General features: G+C 66.7%; 15 protein-coding genes, 1 tRNA gene, 2 rRNA genes and 1 pseudogene (1 of these 19 cut by a window edge). 12 read left to right on the top strand and 7 right to left on the bottom strand.

The genetic code is table 11. From position 1 onward, the window contains the following. Positions 1-70 precede the first annotated feature (70 nt). The 5 genes from KF889_15490 (at position 71) to KF889_15470 (ending at position 5,291) form a co-directional block, all read left to right on the top strand. Positions 71-1,384: an NtaA/DmoA family FMN-dependent monooxygenase gene (locus KF889_15490; protein MBX3500844.1), complete on the top strand. Its 1,314-nt coding sequence runs from the start codon at positions 71-73 to the stop codon at positions 1,382-1,384. Between the two features lie 28 nt (positions 1,385-1,412). Beyond that, positions 1,413-2,513 carry an ABC transporter substrate-binding protein gene (locus tag KF889_15485; GenBank protein ID MBX3500843.1) on the top strand — a complete coding sequence of 367 codons (1,101 nt, stop codon included), beginning with the start codon at positions 1,413-1,415 and terminating at the stop codon, positions 2,511-2,513. Between the two features lie 5 nt (positions 2,514-2,518). After that, positions 2,519-3,610, top strand: a complete 1,092-nt coding sequence (locus KF889_15480) for an ABC transporter ATP-binding protein (GenBank protein MBX3500842.1) — start codon at positions 2,519-2,521, stop codon at positions 3,608-3,610. 125 nt (positions 3,611-3,735) lie between these two features. Next, complete coding sequence (locus KF889_15475; protein ID MBX3500841.1) at positions 3,736-4,515, top strand: ABC transporter permease; 780 nt, start codon at positions 3,736-3,738, stop codon at positions 4,513-4,515. Next, a complete protein-coding gene (locus KF889_15470) occupies positions 4,512-5,291 on the top strand; it encodes an ABC transporter permease (protein ID MBX3500840.1) in 780 nt (259 codons plus the stop codon). The genes KF889_15475 and KF889_15470 overlap by 4 nt, the downstream gene beginning before the upstream one ends. Before the next feature lie 14 nt (positions 5,292-5,305). Here KF889_15470 and KF889_15465 read toward each other — a convergent pair whose 3' ends face one another. Both KF889_15465 and KF889_15460 read right to left on the bottom strand, forming a co-directional pair. Next, positions 5,306-7,453 (bottom strand): adenylate/guanylate cyclase domain-containing protein, encoded by a 2,148-nt coding sequence (locus KF889_15465; protein MBX3500839.1) that lies wholly within the window; start codon positions 7,451-7,453, stop codon positions 5,306-5,308. A 6-nt stretch (positions 7,454-7,459) separates the two neighbouring features. Then, entirely contained in the window at positions 7,460-8,149 is a 690-nt protein-coding gene (locus KF889_15460; GenBank protein MBX3500838.1) for a hypothetical protein, read from the bottom strand. A gap of 155 nt (positions 8,150-8,304) precedes the next feature. On the opposite strand from KF889_15460, the gene KF889_15455 reads away from it, so the two are divergent. The 4 genes from KF889_15455 (at position 8,305) to KF889_15440 (ending at position 12,746) form a co-directional block, all read left to right on the top strand. Further along, positions 8,305-9,399, top strand: coding sequence for a branched-chain amino acid aminotransferase (locus tag KF889_15455; protein MBX3500837.1), 1,095 nt, complete (start codon positions 8,305-8,307; stop codon positions 9,397-9,399). Continuing rightward, positions 9,368-10,507: an FAD-binding oxidoreductase gene (locus tag KF889_15450; GenBank protein ID MBX3500836.1), complete on the top strand. Its 1,140-nt coding sequence runs from the start codon at positions 9,368-9,370 to the stop codon at positions 10,505-10,507. Before KF889_15455 ends, KF889_15450 begins: the two co-directional genes overlap by 32 nt. A 4-nt stretch (positions 10,508-10,511) precedes the next feature. Then, positions 10,512-11,303, top strand: coding sequence for a pentapeptide repeat-containing protein (locus tag KF889_15445; GenBank protein ID MBX3500835.1), 792 nt, complete (start codon positions 10,512-10,514; stop codon positions 11,301-11,303). A gap of 129 nt (positions 11,304-11,432) precedes the next feature. Then, positions 11,433-12,746 (top strand): M20/M25/M40 family metallo-hydrolase, encoded by a 1,314-nt coding sequence (locus tag KF889_15440; protein MBX3500834.1) that lies wholly within the window; start codon positions 11,433-11,435, stop codon positions 12,744-12,746. Positions 12,747-12,766: 20 nt separating this feature from the next. Here KF889_15440 and KF889_15435 read toward each other — a convergent pair whose 3' ends face one another. After that, on the bottom strand, positions 12,767-13,171 hold the full coding sequence (locus KF889_15435) for a hypothetical protein (GenBank protein MBX3500833.1): 405 nt from the start codon (positions 13,169-13,171) through the stop codon (positions 12,767-12,769). A 129-nt stretch (positions 13,172-13,300) separates the two neighbouring features. After that, positions 13,301-14,479, bottom strand: a pseudogene (locus tag KF889_15430) (MFS transporter). 339 nt (positions 14,480-14,818) lie between these two features. On the opposite strand from KF889_15430, the gene crcB reads away from it, so the two are divergent. The 3 genes from crcB to KF889_15415 are packed head-to-tail and all read left to right on the top strand — an operon-like array spanning position 14,819 to position 15,991. After that, the gene (gene crcB / locus KF889_15425; protein MBX3500832.1) at positions 14,819-15,235 is read left to right on the top strand and encodes a fluoride efflux transporter CrcB; all 417 of its coding nucleotides are present in this window, start codon (positions 14,819-14,821) and stop codon (positions 15,233-15,235) included. Continuing rightward, positions 15,232-15,660 (top strand): CrcB family protein, encoded by a 429-nt coding sequence (locus KF889_15420; protein ID MBX3500831.1) that lies wholly within the window; start codon positions 15,232-15,234, stop codon positions 15,658-15,660. The genes crcB and KF889_15420 overlap by 4 nt, the downstream gene beginning before the upstream one ends. After that, positions 15,644-15,991, top strand: a complete 348-nt coding sequence (locus tag KF889_15415) for a DUF190 domain-containing protein (GenBank protein MBX3500830.1) — start codon at positions 15,644-15,646, stop codon at positions 15,989-15,991. The genes KF889_15420 and KF889_15415 overlap by 17 nt, the downstream gene beginning before the upstream one ends. 40 nt (positions 15,992-16,031) lie before the next feature. On the opposite strand, the gene KF889_15410 is transcribed toward KF889_15415, so the two are convergent. From KF889_15410 to KF889_15400, 3 genes are all read right to left on the bottom strand, one after another. After that, positions 16,032-16,108, bottom strand: a tRNA-Met gene (locus KF889_15410). 58 nt (positions 16,109-16,166) lie between these two features. Then, positions 16,167-16,281 (bottom strand): 5S ribosomal RNA (gene rrf / locus KF889_15405). 97 nt (positions 16,282-16,378) lie between these two features. Next, positions 16,379-18,309, bottom strand: a 23S ribosomal RNA gene (locus KF889_15400) (it continues 823 nt past the right edge of the window).

Here is an 18,309-nt window from a genome sequence, read left to right as displayed (position 1 = left end):
GCACGGTGGTCGGCACGGTATTTGCCTGATCCCAACCCATCAGACGGCCCGGTCGGCCGATGGAGCTGGGATGCCCAAACCGTTTCACATGGCCTGGTTCCTTCAGGGATCGAGTGTGCAGGCCTGGGGCGAGCCGTGGACCGGCCATATCGGGCAGAGTTGGATGGAGCCCGAGCTGTTTCTGAATATGGCGCGCAGCCTGGAGCGCGCCTGCTTCGACTACATCCTGCTCGAGGACTCCTCCTACGTCGGCGAGAGCTTCAACGGCTCGACCGAGATCTACCTGAAGAACGCCATCGCCGTGCCGCGCCAGGACCCGTCCGTGGTCGCCGCCCTGATGACGCAGGTGACCTCGCGCATCGGCATCGTGCCCACCTTCGGTACCTATGCCTATCACCCCTATCTGCTGGCCCGCCTGGTGGCGACGCTCGACCAGGTGTCGGGCGGGCGCATCGGCTGGAACGCGGTCACCGGCAGCTCGGATTTCGCAGCGATGAACTTCGGCATGCAGGGCATGCCCGAGCACGACCTGCGTTACGACATGGCCGACGAGTACATGGAGGTCTGCCGCGGCCTGTGGGGATCGTGGGAGCCGGATGCGATCATCGCAGATCGCCAGAGCGGCATCCTGGTCGATCACACCAAGGTTCGCCCGGTCAATTATCAGGGCAGGTTCTTCAGCACACGTGGTCCGCTGAACTCGGGCCCGGCACCGCAGGGCCAGCCGGTGATCGCCCAGGCCGGCGGCTCGCCACGCGGCCGCAAGTTCGCCGCCGCCCATGCCGACACCATCGTGGTGCACGTCAAGGGCATCGAGGCGATGAAGGCGTACCGCGAGGACGTGCACAAGCACATGATCGCGCAGGGCCGCAAGCCCTCGGACTGCAAGGTGCTCTACCTCATCAACCCGATCCTCGGCGAAACCGAGGCCGAGGCGAAAGAGCGCAAAAAGGCGCGTGTCGCGCGCACCTTGGAGCATATCGAAGAGCGCCTGGCGCATTTCGGCAAGGTCACCAACATCGACTTCGGCAATTTCGACCTCGACAAGCCGCTGCCCGACCATGTCACGACCAACGGCCACCAGCAGAACCTCGAGCAGTACCGCAAGATCGCCAATGGCCGCTCGATCCGCGAGACCATGGCGAGCTTCAACAATGTCGACCTGTCGGTTGAGCTCTGCGGCACGCCCGACTCGGTCGCCGCCCGCATGGGCGAGGTCATGGAAGAAGTCGGCGGCGACGGCTTCCTCTTCTCCATGCCCAACGTCAACCGCCGCACCCTGGCCGAGATCGAGGACGGGCTGATCCCCGCCCTGCAGGACCGCGGCCTGGTGCGCAGCGCCTACGAGCACAAGCACTTCCGCGAGAATCTCCTCGCATTCTGACCAGACGAACGGGAAGGCAGGCACTTCGATGAACAGGCACACGATCGGCCGCCGCGGCGCACTCGGTCTCGCCGGCGCCGCGCTGGCGGCTCCCTTCATCCGCCCCAGCTTCGGCCAGGCGGCCTGGCCCGAGCAGACGACGGTGCCGGACATCCTGAAGGGCAGCGGCGAGGTCCGCATCGCCGGCTACGGCGGGACCATGCAGGAAGCCCAGCAGCGCGGCTATTACGAGTCGTTCGAGAAACTGACCGGCATCAAGGTGCGGGCTTTCCCGGGGGCCGCCGGCCCCAAGGTCAAGGCGATGGTCGATACCGGCAATGTCGAATGGGACCTGGCACAGCTCAGCCGCGGCTCGATCATGAACCTGCAGAAGCTCGGAAACTATTTCGAGAAGATCGACTACGACATCATCGATTCCGGCGTCGGATCCGAATACCGCTTCGAGTACGGCCTGGAGATGCTGGTCTGGGCCCAGGTGCTCGCCTATCGCACCGATGCGTTCAAGGGGGCGGTGCCCTCGGGCTGGGCGGATTTCTGGGACACCAGGAAATTCCCCGGCGATCGCGCGATGTTCGGCACCAGCGGCGGCGGCTGGCCCGAGATGGAGTTCGCCCTGATGGCGGCGGGTGTGCCGGCCGACAAGCTCTACCCGATCGACATCGACAAGGCGCTGGCCAGCTACAGCAAGATCAAGAAGGACGTGTTCAAGTGGTGGGACACCGGCGCGGTGCCGATCCAGTTGCTGACCGACCGCGAGGTCGTCATGACCACGGTCTGGAACGGCCGCATGGCGGCGCTGCAGGCGGCCGGCGTGCCGGCGGCGATCAGCTGGAACCAGGGCCTGCTGAAGCGCGACGCCTGGGGCATCCCCAAGGGCGCCAAGAACAAGGCCAACGCGATGAAGTTCGTGGCCTACTCGACCCTGGCGATCCCGCAGGCGCGCGTCGCGCTGGGCATCCCCTACGGCTCGGTCAATGCCAAGTCGAACGAGTACATTCCGCCCGAGCGCCTGGCCCTGCTGCCGAGCTCCCCCGACATCAAGAAGCAGCTGGTCAACTACAATTATGATTGGTGGATCGACAACCGCGAGATCGTATTGGCGAAATTCAACAAGTGGCTGCTGAGCTGACGGCCATGGATGGAACCGGTCGCGGCGCGTCGGTCTCGCTGACCGGCCTCGAGAAGACCTTTGAGCGCGTCAGCGCCGTCGACGGCGTGTCACTCGACATCCGATCGGGCGAGTTCCTGACGCTTCTGGGCCCCAGCGGCTCGGGCAAGACCACGACCCTGATGATGATCGCCGGCTTCGAGACGCCGACCGCCGGCGACATCGCCATCGATGGCCGATCGGTGGTCGCCATGCCGCCCTATCGCCGCAATATCGGCATGGTGTTCCAGAACTACGCCCTGTTCCCCCACCTCACTGTCGCGGAGAACATCGGCTTTCCCCTCAAGCAGCGCGGCGTGCCGAAAGCGGAGCGCAGCAAGCTGGTCGCCGAAGCGCTGGAACTCGTGCATCTGCCGGGCTATGGCGCGCGCTATCCGCGCCAGCTCTCGGGCGGTCAGCAGCAGCGCGTCGCCGTTGCCCGCGCCGTCGTCTTCAAGCCCCGGCTGCTGCTGATGGACGAGCCGCTGGGCGCGCTCGACAAGCAACTGCGCGAGAATCTGCAGCTCGAGATGCGCCGCCTGCACGCCGATCTCGGCATCACCTTCATCTACGTGACGCACGACCAGGAAGAGGCGCTCACCATGTCCGACCGGATCGCCGTCATGAACGACGGCAAGGTGGCGCAGGTCGGACGGCCGGAAGATCTCTACGACCGGCCGGACAACCGCTTCGTCGCCGGCTTCATCGGCGAGTCGAATTTCCTGCCGGCGATCGTGCGCGGCATGGAGGACGACGTCGTCATCGCCGAGTACAAGGGTGCACTCATCCGCGCCATCTGCCCCGGCCGGCCGGCCAGCGGCGACAAGGTGACGCTGACCACGCGGCCCGAGCGCCTGCGATTCGCCGACAGCGCGTGGAGCGCCACGACGCCGCAGAATCGCTTGAGCGTCACCGTCACCGAGGCCGTTTTCGCCGGCGAGCGCTGCCGCTACATGCTGCAGGCCGGCGACGGCACGTCGATGGTGCTGAAGGAGCCGTCGAGCGCCGCCATCCGTCGCCGCGCCGTCGGCGAGCGCACCGAGATTTCCTGGTCGGTCGCCGACACGATTCTCGTTTGAGGTGGGCCTTGTCGGAGATCGTGCAAACCCCGCCCGTCACCCTGAAGCTGAGCGGCGCCAGTACGGCGCCGTTCGACTGGCGCAAGGCGGTGCCGCTGGCGCTCGTCGCGCCGCTGCTGATCTACATGCTGGTGTTCTACGCCCTGCCGGTGCTGGCGATGCTGCTGCGCAGCCTGAACGATCCGACCTGGACGCTCGGGCACTATACAGCCCTGTTCGAAGACGTCGTGTTCGCCAGGACCTTCTGGACCACCTTCAGCACCTCGATCACCGTCACGATGGGCTGCCTGGTCCTGGGCTATCCGGTGGCCTTGGGACTGGTGCGGGCGAAGCGTCTGGCACCGCTCATCCTCGTCGTCATCCTGCTGCCGTTCTGGACCAGCGTCCTGGTCCGCAGCTACGCCTGGATGGTGCTGCTCGGCCGCCATGGGCTGGTCAACGACGCCCTCCTCGCGCTGGGCGTGATCGACCGGCCGATCCGCATTCTCAATACGCCGGTGGCGACGCAGATCGCCATGATCCACATCCTCCTGCCCTACATGATCCTGCCGATCGCCAACGCGCTCAGGCAGATCGACCCGTCGCTGATCCGCGCCGCCTCAGGGCTCGGCTCCACGCCGTGGATGACCTTCCGACAGGTGATCCTGCCGCTGTCGATGTCGGGTGTTCTCGCCGGCACGCTGCTGACTTTCGTGCTCGCCCTGGGCTTCTACATCACGCCGGCGATGGTCGGGGGGCCGCGCGAGATCACGCTCTCGATGCTGATCGCCCAGCAGGTCGAGCACCTCAACTGGGCCTATGCCGCGACGCTGTCGGCGGTGCTGCTGGCCACGGCGCTCGCCGTCCTCGCCGTCGCCCGCCGCCTGCCCGGCGTCGGCAACGCGTTCAGGATGAGCGTGCGATGACACTGGCACGCCTGGTTCCGACGAGCGTCGTCGGCCTGATCCTGTTCTTCCTCGCCTTCCCCATCGTCGTGGTGGCGGTGGTGTCCTTCTCTTCGGCGACCTATCTCACCTTTCCGCCACCCGGCTTCGGGTTGCGCTGGTACGCAGCCTATTTCGGCAACGACGATTGGCTGAAGCCGACCTGGATGAGCCTGTGGGTGGCCGCCGCCGTCGTCGTGCTGGCGACGATCCTCGGCACGCTGGCCGCTCTCGGCATCGCCCGGCTGCCCAGGGCCATGCGCATCTTCGCCACCGGCCTGATCCTGTCGCCGCTGATCGTGCCGGGAATCGTCGTGGCGATCGGCATCTACTATGCCTACTCGCACTACGGCCTGGTCGGCACGCCTATCGCGATGGTGCTGGCGCACACCTGCCTCGCCGTGCCCTTCGTCGTCACCAGCGTGACGGCAAGCCTGGCCGGCATCGACCCGCGCCTGGAGCAGGCCGCGCTCAATCTCGGCGCCACGCCCGGCGCCACCTTCTGGCAGGTGACCCTGCCACTGATCCGCCCGGGCGTTCTGGTCGGCGCGCTGTTCGCCTTCATCACCTCGTTCGACGAATTGATCGTGGCCCTGTTCATTTCAGGAACCGGCGCCGTGACCCTGCCGCGACGGATGTGGGACGACCTGCGCTTCGAGATCGACCCCACCATCGCCGCCGTGTCGACCCTCACCATCGTGCTGACAGCGGCGTTGATGGGCTGTGCACACCTCCTGCGCAAGCGCAGCCAGGCGTAGCCGACCGGCTCCGGCTACTTGTCGTCGAGCGTGTTGACCGGCTCCCAGCCGGCGCCGGGCGGGTTCGCCACCAGGCTGAGCGCGCGTTGGTGGAAAGCCGCCGAAGCCGGGTCTGCCGACACATTGCGACCGAACTCGTCGGCTGCGGCCTTGAAGTCCGCCGCACGCCAGTGGGCCAGGCCCGCCGCGTAGGCGGCGGTATGCGCGCGCTGCTGCTCCGACGGCTCGCCCTGCGCCAGCGCTTCGTGGATGCGCACCGGCTGGGCCCGACCCTTGACGCGGATCAGGTCGAGCTCGCGCCAGGCGAAGCCGGCGCCGGCGAGGTCGACCGTCGCCTGGGAGGCGATGATCGAGGTGCCGAAATACTTGTTCGCGCCCTCCAGCCGCGAGGCGAGGTTCACCGCGTCGCCCATGACGGTGTAGTTGAAGCGCCGGCGCGAGCCGATATTGCCGACCAGCGCCTCGCCGGAGTTCAGCCCGATGCGCTGGCTGATGGGCTGCGCCCTGAAGGCATCGATCGTGGCGTTCAGCTCCGCGAGACGGGCCTGGCAGCGCAGGGCGGCGCGCACGGCGCTGGCGGCGTGGCCGGCATCCTCGGCCGGCGCACCGAAGACCGCGACGATGGCGTCGCCGATGTACTTGTCGACGAAGCCGCCCTCGGCCTCGATGATGTCGGTCATCGCCGACAGGTACTCGTTCATCAGCGCCACGACCTCGTGCGGCGGCATGCGCTCGGAGAACGACGAGAAGCCGGCCACGTCGGAAAAGAAGATGGTGACGATCCGCGTCTCGCCGCCCAGCTCCGGCGGCCGGCTCGAGGCCAGCATGCGATCGATGACGGCGGGCGCCAGATAGAGCGCGAAGCTCTGGCGCAACAGGCGCTTGTCCTTGTCGGCCACCATGAAGCGCCAGGCGATGGCGAGCACCAGCACGGCGGACGACGCCACCAGAGGCTGCAGCAGCGGCAAAGCCAGGCCGCCGCGAAACACCGCCGTCGCCAGCGCCGTCCACAGCACGGCGCCGGCGAGCCACGCCAGCGCCGCGCGCGCCGGGCTGAGCGACAACGCGGCGACGGCCGCGAGCACGGCCAGCACGAAGGCGATCGCGCCGACGACCGGTCGTCCGGCCTCGACCACGGCATCGCGTCGGATGAGGTTGCTGACCGCGCTCGCATGCAGATAGACGCCGGAAATCGTCGGCCGCGCGACGGCGCCCGATGCCGGGACCGGATTGACGCAGCGCGGCGCGCGCGCCAGCTCGGCGCCGGTGGCGAAGCGCTTGGAGGTGATGCGGCGATCCTCGACGTCGAGCAGGGTTCCCAGCAGCACGACCTTGCCGGCGAACTGGCGCCGGAAGAATTCCGTGTCGCCCTTCTCGGCACAGGCGCGCAGGTCGGCGAGCGAATAGGTCGGTATGTTGTCGGCGCCGCCGGCGAAGTTGACGGTGAGCGTGTTGGCCACGGCGCTGGGAACCCGATAGCCCGAGAGCGTCAGCGCGCCGTCCGATCCCCACTCCGGGGGCTGGCCGAGCGCGCGGCTGGCGAGCTCGACCGACATCGACGGCACGCGCACGCCGTCGATGGTGAACGACAGCGGCATGCGGCGCACGACATCGTCGGGATCGCTGTAGGCGTTGAGCGCGCGGATGTTGCGCTGCTGGCCGACGGCGACGCGCTGGCCGGGCGACGGCCGGATCGGCTTGTCGGAATGCTGCACCTGCCCGAGCACGACCTTGCCGGCGCGCGCGGCGAGCGCCAGCGCCCGCAGATAGTCGCGATCGAAGCCGCGCACCCGCGCGCCCAGCGTCTCGTCGCCCAGCGGGATCTGCGACTGCTCGATCGAGACCGGGAAGACGATGTCGAAGCCGACCACCGCCGCGCCGCCGTCGACGGTGGCCGCCAGGACGCGGCCCAGCTCTCGCGTCCAGGTCACGCTGGGCGTGCCTTCGAAGGGCGGCGTGCGGTAGGTCTCCTCGTCGAGCGCGATGACGACGACGGGCGACGATTCGGGCGGGTGCGGATTGCCGAACGCGGCCCAGCGCAGACCGGTCAGCAGATCGAGCGACCAGCCGCGCAGGCCGTCGAAGGGCGGCGTCGCCACCGCCGCCCCGGCGAGCAGCGCCAGGCCCAGGACCACGAGCGCATAACGCCGGGCCTGCGTCACAGAAGATCAGCTCGTGGGCTGGAAGCGCAGCAGGCGGCCGGCGAGCGGTTCGGCGCCCTCTTTGGCGCCCTTGTCGACCTCGAAGACGATCTGCTGGTCGCCCACCGTGGCGCGGTAGATGCCGCCGGCCTTGAGGCTCTTGCCCGCCCGCAGCAGGTCGTAGAAGGCGCCACGCACGAGTTCGGCGCGCGCGATGGTGACCTCCAGGCGCTCGCCCTTGGCCACGTCGACCCGTTCGAGAACGAGCCTGCCGCCGCCCTTCAGCTCGACGACGGGGGTGCGGCCATAGATCGTGAACTGCGGCCTGGGCACGCTCCTGGGAGGCGTCACCTTGCGGACCACCGCGGCGGCGCTTTGCTTGGCCTGCGCCGCGGCCAGCTCCATCCGGCCGCCGTCGCACTCCACCCTGACCCGATCGACGGTGCCGCCCTGCACTTCGCTCTGCGCGTGGCCCACCGTCACCATGCCGCCGCGAATGCTCTCGCGCCAGCAGGTCCGGAGGTAGCCCAGCACGATCGAGTCGCCCGGTCCCAGCCTGATCACCTTGCCGGGCGCGACATAGTCCATGAACTCCACGCCTTGCGGCTTGCCGCCGACATCCTCGACGAGGGCGACGGGCGCCTGCGCAAGCGCCGGCGCGGCCAACGGCAGCGAAGCGAGCAGCGCGATCGGCAGGATCTTCGTTTGTCTGGCCATTCGTTGCCGAGAGAAAAGAACGGGTAACAACTGTAACTTGATTTCGCGGTTCACGGAAAAGAATTCCCGCCCGTGCTCTGCCCCGACCGATGCGCGCGGGCTTGACGCGACGGCGCTGGTTGTCCATCCAAGCGGGGCGAAACCGCGGGAAAACCATGTCCAAGACGTCGTCTGTCGAATTCAAGCGCCTGCCCCACCCCTCGCCGACCCCGCCGGACAAGCGCGCCGCCATCCTGAAGGATCCGGGCTTCGGTCGGGTCTTCAGCGACCATATGGTCACCATCCACTACACCGAGGGTAAAGGATGGCACGACGCCACGATCGGCCCGCGCGGCCCGATCCAGATGGATCCCGCCTCGGCCGTGCTGCACTACAGCCAGGAGATCTTCGAGGGGCTGAAGGCCTACCGCACCACCGAGGGCGGCGCGGTGATGTTCCGCCCGATCGAGAACGCGCGGCGCTTCCAGCGCTCGGCCGAGCGGCTGGCCATGCCCAAGCTGCCCGAGGACGTCTTCGTCGAGTCGCTGAACCAGCTGGTGCGCATCGACCGCGACTGGATTCCCGACGGCGACGGCAGCCTCTATCTGCGGCCCTTCATGTTCGCCAACGAGGTCTTCCTGGGCGTCAAGCCGTCGGCCGAGTACCTCTACATGGTGATCGCCTCGCCGGTCGGCTCCTACTTCAAGTCGGGCGACAATGCCGTTTCGGTCTGGGTCTCGCAGGACTACACGCGCGCGGCGCCCGGCGGCACCGGCGCCGCCAAATGCGGCGGCAACTACGCCGCCAGCCTCACGGCACAGATGGAGGCCTACAAGCACGGCTGCGAGCAGGTCGTGTTCCTCGACGCCGTCGAGCGCAAGTGGATCGAGGAGCTGGGCGGCATGAACGTCTTCTTCGTGCTCGACGACGGCTCCCTGCTCACGCCGCCGACCAGCGGCACGATCCTCGAGGGCATCACCCGCGCCTCGATCATCTCGGTCGCCAGGGACATGGGCATCAGGACGCGCGAGGAGCCCTACTCGCTCGAGCAGTGGCGCAAGGACGCCGCCAGCGGCCGGGTGAAGGAGTCCTTCGCCTGCGGCACGGCGGCGGTGCTGACGCCGATCGGCACGGTGAAGTCCAGGGACGGCGAGTTCGTCATCGGCAACGGCCGCTCGGCGGCGCAGACCGAGAAGCTGAAAGCCGCGCTGATCGACATCCAGCGCTGCCGCGCGACCGATGCGCACGGCTGGGTGCACAAGGTGTTCTAGCCTGGCCAGGCGCATCGTCATCTGCGGCGGCGGCGCCATCGGCGCCGCGATCGCCTACTACGCCGCGAAGCGCGGTGCGCGGCCTGTCGTCATCGAGCGTCACGAGGTCGGCGGCTGCGCGTCAGGCAAGTCGGGTGCCTTCCTGGCGCTCGACTGGTGCCGCGGCAGCGACCTCGACCCGCTGGCGCGGCGCAGCTTCGGACTGCACGCCGATCTCGCCGCCGAGCTCGGCAATCCCTGGAGCTATCAGCGTCTCGCGACCTATGCCGGCCATGCTGCCGCCGACGGGGTGGCGCGCGGCCCCGGCCGACGGCCGTGGCTGTCCGGAAAGGTGACGCTCACTCAGCAGATCGGTTCGTCACAGACCACGGCCACGGCCGAGCCACGCGCCTTCACCACGGGCCTGATGCGTGCCGCGCAAGGCCACGGCGCGGAGTTGCGTCAGGCTGTGGTCGCGGGACTGGCGCATGACGGGAAGGGCGCCGTCGCTGGCGTGACGCTCGGCAGCGGCGAGGTCGTCGAGGGCGACGCGGTGGTGATCGCCATGGGACCATGGTCGATCCTTGCGTCGCTGTGGCTGAGGCTGCCTGCGGTCTACGCCTACAAGGGCCACAGCATCGTCTTCGAGAGCGGTCACCACATTGCCCCGGAGGCGCTGTTCCTCGAGTACCGTGAGGCGAGCGGCGAGATCCTCTCGCCCGAGCTGTTCGTGCGTGCCGACGGCACGACATGGGTATGCGCGATCTCGTCCGCCGGATCGCTGCCCGTCGATCCTGCCGAGGTGACAGCCGATCGCGATGCGCACATGCGACTGGAAGCGATGTGCCGGGACATCGCGCCCGACCTCGCCGCGATGCCGATCCGGGCGCGACAGGCTTGCTTCCGGCCGGTCACCGAGGACGGCCTGCCGCTGATCGGCGCGGTGCCGGATGCCGATGGCGTCTATGTGGCGACCGGCCACAGCGTCTGGGGCATGCTCAACGCGCCGGCGACCGGCGAGGCGATGGCCGAGCTGATCCTCGACGGCGCGGCGCGCCACGTCGATCTCTCGCCCTTCGCGCCGGGGCGCCTGAGGCCGCTCGACCCGGCGCGCCTGCGCGGAGCCTGACGCGATGGCCAATCCGGAGCCGACCTATCGCCCGGTTTCCCGGGAGGCGTTCCTGGCCATCGCCGCGGGCGAGCGCAAGTTCGACGGCCTGCTGCTGTCGCCGGATCTCGCCCTCGACCAGCTCGATCTGGCGGAAGCGCGCTTCGAGCGCTGCCTGTTTCGTATTCCGACGATCCGCGGCGCTGATCTCTCGGGCTGTGCGCTCACCGACTGCCGCTTCGAGCCGACCCGCTTCGCCAACTGCAGGCTGGGCAAGGCAAGCCTCGTCGGCTGCACACTGTTCGACGCCGAAGCCAGGAAGGGCTGCACCTTCGCGTTCTGCGACCTGCGGTCCGCCGAGATCGCCAGGAGCAATCTCGCGAGCAGCGCCTTCGAAGGCTGCGATCTCTACGGCATCAGCGCCGTCGACACGAGCTTCAGGGGAACGCGCTTCCCCCGCTCGACATTCGCCAAGGCGCTCTCCAAGCGATCCATCCTGACCAGGGCCAGCTTCGACAAGTGCAACTTCAGCTTCGCCGACCTGTCGGGCCTGTCCCTGCAGCGCTGCGAGTTCCTGTCCTGCAAGATGTCGGAGGTCTCGCTGATCGAGGCCGACCTCAGCCACGCCACGCTGCTGGCCTGCGCCCTCGACCGCGTCGAGTGGGACAGGGCGAAGCTGCGCAACGCGGACCTTCGCGGATCCCAGCTGTCAGGCCTCAACCTGGCTGCGCTCGCCGACTATGCCGGGCTGAAGATCAGCGACAGCGAGCAGTCGGAGATCCTCCGGCAGCTCGGTGTCGAGGTGCACGTGCCGTGAAGCGCCGAAGATCCTTCGGTCAAGATCATCGAGAGACCACGCCGTCTAGTCGGTCGTCGGAACATCATCCGTTTTCGAATCCAGCGGACAAGTTCCCTCTTCTGTTCTCCGACCTGGTCAGGATAGTGGATGGGGCGCTCCTGCCCGAGTAGCGCATCCAGAATCGAGAGGTTGATCGTGCCGCAAGCGTTGCCAGCCTCGAAGGACGCCATCCTTGCCTGGATCGAGGAGGATCGCGACGAGCTCGTCCGCTTCCTGTCGTCCTTCGTCGCGATTCCCAGCCCGAACCCGCCGGGCGACACGCGGGCGGCCGCCGACTTCCTGCTCGGCTTCCTCCGGCGCAAGGGAGTGCCCGTCGAAATCCGCTCGGCCAAGGACCACCTGCCCAACGTGGTCGGCAGCATCGAGGGTTCGCGGCCCGGCCGCCATCTCGTGCTCAACGGTCACATCGACGTTTTTCCCGCCGGCGCCGTCGAAGCCTGGTCTCGCGACCCCTGGAGCGGCACCATCGAGAACGGCAAGGTGCATGGCCGCGGCGTGGCCGACATGAAGTGCGGCACCAGCGCATCGATCTGGACGTATGTCTACCTGCACCGCCTGCGTGACCGCCTTGCCGGTCGCCTGACCTTGACCTGCGTCTCCGACGAGGAAACCGGCGGCACCTGGGGCGCGCAGTGGCTGATCGAGAATTTCGGCGAAGAGTTCCGCGGCGACTGCATGCTGAACGGCGAGCCCGGCGTGCCGAGCATGGTTCGCTTCGGCGAGAAGGGCACGCTGCGCATCATTGTCGAGATCGATACGCCGGGCGCACACGCCGCCTACACTCATGCGAGCCCGAATGCGATCCGTATTGCCGCAGAGGTCATCCGCGACCTCTACGAGCTCGAGAATCTGCCGGTCGAGCAGAGCGAGGAGATCCGCCGCGCGATCGAGGCGGGTTTTGGCGCGATCGACGCAGGCATCGGCACCGGCGCCTCGACGATCCTCAACAAGGTCACAGTCTCCGTCGGCGTCATCCAGGGCGGCGTGAAGATCAACATGCTGCCCGGCCATTGCCGGTTCGAGGCCGACATCCGCCTGCCCGTCGGCATGACGCATGCCTTCATCGTCGCCCATGTCGAGCGCGTCGTCGGCCGGTATCCGCAGGCCCGGTTGACGCCGGTCTGGACGCACTCCTGCGAGCCGACCGTGAGTCCCCCGGCGCACGAGATGGTTGGAATCCTGAAGCGGACCGTGCGCGACCTCGGCCTACCCGAGCCGGTCTCCGCTGTCGGCCTGGGCGCGACCGACTGCAAGCATTGGCGCCAGAACGGCGTGCCGGCCTATGTCTACGGCTGTCGGCCCGGGAACATGGCCAAGCCGGACGAGTCCGTCGACGTCGATGAATTCCTGCATGTGCTGCGCGCCCACGCTCTGGCGGCCGCCTCCTATCTCGCCATCTGAGGCCTGCGCCACCGCCGGTATCATGCGTGGACCGGGTGCTGCTTCGAGAGCGCGGCGTCGAGCCGCGCGGCATTCGGGCAGAAGGCGTGGAAGTCCGTCGCATCGACATCCGCCATCCATCGACGGCAGTAGTGCTTGTCCGGGCACGTCGTGCAGGTCCACGTCATCTCGCGCAGGCTCTCGACGGGCAATTGAGCGACATCGATACCGAGCCGGGCGAGCATCTGGTCCAGCAGTTCCCGCGAGCCGGCGGATCCCGCGAGCAGAGGCTCGATCTGCGAGCGCGTGAGGCCGATATCCGCCAGAACGGCGTCAAGCGAGCCCATGGCCGCGAGCTGCTCGAATTCGCGTTCCAGCTGCCTGCGCTTGCGCCTGCCCTCGACGAAGTGTGAGACCGTTCGCCGGAGATCCTGAAGCGTCGTCATGACCTGTACCTCTCTCATCGAGGCGCCACGCAAGGCCACGTTCGAAAGCCAGTCGCGAAATCATCGAACGTTCGCGCGGCAGGAAAAAGGATGATCACAGTCGCCGCCGTTTGCATTGACCCAGATCAACTATGACTTCGCGTCCTCCTGGCGTGTGGGATTCTCGACCAGACCAGCCTCCCGATGGCGACCATCGAGCCGCCTGCGCACCGGGTAGAGGCCGCAGATCGTCAGGACGCAGAACGCGGCGCCGGCGAGGAAGGTCCCCTGCGGACCGACGCTGTCCCAGACCGCGCCTGCAATGACGCTGGCCGCGAGCAGCGCAATGCCGGTGACGAGGTTGAACATGCCGTAGGCGGTCCCGCGCAACTCGGCGGGCGCCGCATCGGCGACGAGCGTCGCCAGCAGCCCCTGGGTGAATCCCATGTGCAGGCCCCAGAGAATGATGCCGCATGCGATGCCGACCAGCGTGGGGGCAAAGGCGAGAAGCAGGTCCGCCGCGATGAGCAGCACCAGGCCGACCACCAGGATGGTGACGCGGTCCATCCGGTCCGACAGGGCGCCGGCGGGATAGGCCGACAGCGCGTAGGCGACGTTCATCACGACCAGCACGGCGGGCACGAGCATCAGCGGCAGGCCGGCGCCTTCGGCGCGCAGGATCAGGAACGCCTCGCTGAACCGGGCGAGCGTGAACACAGCGGCGACCGCGACAACCGACCAGTAGCTCGCCCCCAGCGCCGCAAGCTCGCGCCGGCTCAACGGATTGCGAACTTACCGCAGCCCCTCCTGGCGCTTGGGCTCGCGGACGGCGAAGACGATCAGGCCGAAGGCGAGGAATGCCGGGATGACGGCAACCCAGAAGACAGAGACGAAGTCATCGCTGAAGAGCCACATCAGGCCGATCGCCAGCAGCGGTCCCAGGAAGCCGCCGACCGTGTCGAGGGACTGGCGCAGGCCGAAGCTCGCACCGCGCAACTCTGGCGGGCTCATGTCGGCGACGAGCGCGTCTCGTGGCGCCCCCCGGATGCCCTTGCCGATGCGGTCCACGAAGCGGGCGGCGATGAGCCAGCCGACGGTCGGCGCCAGCGGGAAGATCGGCTTGGTGAAGGCGGCGAGGCCGTAGCCCAGCGCCGCCAGTTCCTTGCGGCGGCCGATCCGGTCGCTCAGCGCCCCGGAGAAGATCCTGGTGATCGATGCTGTCGCCTCGGCGATGCCCTCTATGATGCCGACCGTGAGCGCGGTGGCGCCGAGCCCGACGACGAGATAGACGGGAAGAAGGGCATGAATCATCTCCGATGAGACGTCCATGAGCAGCGAGACGAAGCCGAGCGCCCAGATGCTGGAAGGAATCCGGCGCCAGACCGGACGGGTGTCGGCCTTGGGTCCGGCTTCGCTCACGGGGTTGTCGCCCTGGCATCGGTGAGAAGTCGAACTTCCGGCGCGGCCGGAACCGCGTGTTGGTGCTGGCCGAACAACGCACCGACCGTCATGGCTCGCCTCGTAGGTCAGCAGCGGCCAGTATGCTGTCATGTATCAATGGTGATGTTACGGTGGTTACACATCAATGTCCCCAGCCGAACGCTTGACCTGTAGCGTGTGGAGCCCTGGGCCGCAGGGCCCTTCCGCCAGGGGCCGGCGGGACGTGACATGACCGAATGGCTGATCAGCACCTGCCTCGTGGCGGTCGGCGGCGGGCTCGGCGGCATGGCGCGGTTCTGGGTGTCCGGGATCGTCGCGCGCCGGTTCGGTGAGACGTTCCCTTGGAGCACGATGGTGGTCAACGTGACCGGAGCGGCCGTGATCGGTGTCTTCGGTGCGCTGCTGCTGACGCCCGGCACGCACGCCATCCGTCATTTTCCGCTGTGGGCTGCGCTCGTGGTCGGTCTCCTGGGAAGCTACACCACGGTCTCGTCCTTCTCCCTGCAGACTCTGGCGCTGGCCAGGAACGGCGAGATCGCGCGCGCCCTGGGCAATATCGTCCTGTCCCTGGCGCTCTGCCTTTCGGCAGCGGGCGGCACCTATGTCGCGACGACGCTGATGCTCCCAGCGGGTGCCTGGCGATGACGACGGAAGCCCGCATTTACTTCGCGGTCGGCCTGGGTGCCATGATCGGCTCGGTCGCGCGCAGCCTTGTGTCCCTGGGTCTGCTCCACCTCCTCGGGCCGGGCTCCGGGTGGGGAACGCTCGCGGCGAACGTCGTCGGCTCGCTGCTGATCGGCCTCTATGCAACCCTCACCGAACCGGACGGGCGGGTGTTCGCCAGCCCGGCAAAACGTCAGTTCGTTCTCGCCGGCTTCTGCGGCGGCTTCACAACCTTTTCGATCTTCAGCCTGGAGACGCTGCTGCTGATCGAGCGGCAGGCGTTCGCGCTCGCGGCGATCAATATCGGCGGCTCAGTCGTGCTCTGGCTCGTTGCCGTCTGGCTGGGCTACCGCCTCGGCGCCCGCCTCAATCGCCTGAAAGGATCGGCAGATGACGCAATACACTGACGCCGTTCTGTTGCGGCTGTTCATCGGCGAGAACGACAAGGCCGACGGTCACCCCCTGTACGAGGCGATCGTTCTCAAGGCACGGGAGATGGGTCTTGCCGGCGCCACGGTGCTGCGCGGTCCCATGGGATACGGAAGGTCGAGCCGGCTCCACACCTCCAAGATCCTTCGGCTCTCGGAGGATCTGCCGCTCGTAATCGAGATGGTGGATACCTCGGAGAAGATCGAGCGCTTCCTCTCGGCGGCCGAGCCCATGCTCGGCAGCTGCCTCGTCACGCTGGAGAACGTGCGGGTCGTCCGCTACGGCCATGATGCGGGACTGGGACAGTGACCGCACCATGCCCTGGGCGGGCTTTGGATGGGCGGTGTGTTGGTTGCGGGAGCAGGATTTGAACCTGCGACCTTCAGGTTATGAGCCTGACGAGCTACCGGGCTGCTCCATCCCGCGGGGATGGTGGGGGTGGCGTCGTTGAGAGGAAGCGGAGTTGTTGAGGCGGACTTTGAAGGCCTGGCGGCGACCTACTCTCCCGCGTCTTGAGACGCAGTACCATGGGCGCTGAGGGTTTTCACGGCCGAGTTCGGGATGGGATCGGGTGTTCACCCCTCGCCAGAGCCACCAGGCCGTCGAAGTCCGCCTGGGGTTGGGGGTCAAGTCTTGAAGGCAGTGAGTGTGAGCCCGGCAGGGAATGACCGCTGCACGGGACGGCAGAGAAGGAGAAGGATCAAGCCGGTCGGGCGATTAGTACCGCTTGGCTGAACACATCGCTGTGCTTGCACCTGCGGCCTATCGACGTGGTGGTCTGCCACGGCCCTGTCTAGCGAGACCTGGTTTTGAGGAGGGTTTCACGCTTAGATGCATTCAGCGTTTATCCCGTCCGCACATAGCTACCCGGCGATGCGGCTGGCGCCACAACCGGTACACCAGAGGTGCGTCCATCCCGGTCCTCTCGTACTAGGGACAGCGCCTCGCAAGTCTCGAACACCCACGGCAGATAGGGACCGAACTGTCTCACGACGTTCTAAACCCAGCTCACGTACCGCTTTAAATGGCGAACAGCCATACCCTTGGGACCTGCTCCAGCCCCAGGATGCGATGAGCCGACATCGAGGTGCCAAACCTCCCCGTCGATGTGGACTCTTGGGGGAGATCAGCCTGTTATCCCCGGCGTACCTTTTATCCGTTAAGCGATGGCCCTTCCACGCGGAACCACCGGATCACTATGACCGACTTTCGTCTCTGCTCGGCTTGTCGGCCTCGCAGTCAGGCGGGCTTATGCCATTGCACTCCACAGCCGATTTCCGACCGGCCTGAGCCCACCATCGCGCGCCTCCGTTACTCTTTGGGAGGCGACCGCCCCAGTCAAACTACCCGCCATGCAGGGTCCCGGATCGTGTCGCGACCGCGGTTAGACATCAGAGAACGAAAGGGCGGTATTTCAAGGATGGCTCCACCAGAGCTGGCGCCCCGGCTTCATAGCCTCCCGCCTATCCTACACATCCTTTCCCTAATGCCACTGCAAAGCTGTAGTAAAGGTGCACGGGGTCTTTCCGTCTAACCGCGGGTACCCCGCATCTTCACGGGGAATTCAATTTCGCTGAGCCGGTGTCGGAGACAGCGGGGAAGTCGTTACGCCATTCGTGCAGGTCGGAACTTACCCGACAAGGAATTTCGCTACCTTAGGACCGTTATAGTTACGGCCGCCGTTTACCGGGGCTTCGATTCAAGGCTTGCACCTCTCCTCTTAACCTTCCGGCACCGGGCAGGCGTCAGACCCTATACGTCGCCTCTCGGCTTCGCAGAGCCCTGTGTTTTTAGTAAACAGTCGCTACCCCCTGGTCTGTGCCCCTCGACGATGGTTGCCCAAAGCCGAGGCCCTCTTCTCCCGAAGTTACGAGGGCATTTTGCCTAGTTCCTTCGACACCGTTCTCTCAAGCGCCTCGGTATACTCTACCAGTCCACCTGTGTCGGTTTCGGGTACGGTCTATACGCTGGAGCTGTTTCCTGGGACTCCTTCGCTGCCCGGATAGAACCATTCCTCCGGACAACCCACAGAATCCGTCACCACCCACTGGCCCACGAATATTAACGTGGTTCCCATCGACTACGCCTTTCGGCCTCGCCTTAGGGGCCGGCTAACCCTGCGCAGATTAACTTTACGCAGGAACCCTTGGACTTTCGGCGACAGTGTCTCTCACACTGTTTGTCGTTACTCATGTCAGCATTCTCACTTCCGATACCTCCAGAGGCCCTCACGGGTCCTCCTTCACAGGCCTACGGAACGCTCCGCTACCACTGCGCAACCCGAAGGTTGTCGCAATCCTAAGCTTCGGCTCGTGGCTTGAGCCCCGGTACATTTTCGGCGCAAGAACCCTTGTTTAGACCAGTGAGCTGTTACGCTTTCTTTAAAGGATGGCTGCTTCTAAGCCAACCTCCTGGTTGTTTTGGGATTCTCACATCCTTTCCCACTTAGCCACGAATTGGGGGCCTTAGCTGTAGGTCAGGGTTGTTTCCCTCTCCACGACGGACGTTAGCACCCGCCGTGTGTCTCCCGCGCAGTACTTCTCGGTATTCGGAGTTTGATTGGGTTTGGTAATCCGGTAAGGACCCCTAGCCCATTCAGTGCTCTACCCCCGAGAGTATTCACACGA

Source organism: Alphaproteobacteria bacterium, assembly GCA_019635875.1.
Taxonomy (GTDB): Bacteria; Pseudomonadota; Alphaproteobacteria; order Reyranellales; family Reyranellaceae; genus JAFAZJ01.
Note: the sequence above shows the minus strand (reverse complement) of the source record. Positions and strands in the feature narration are given on the sequence as shown.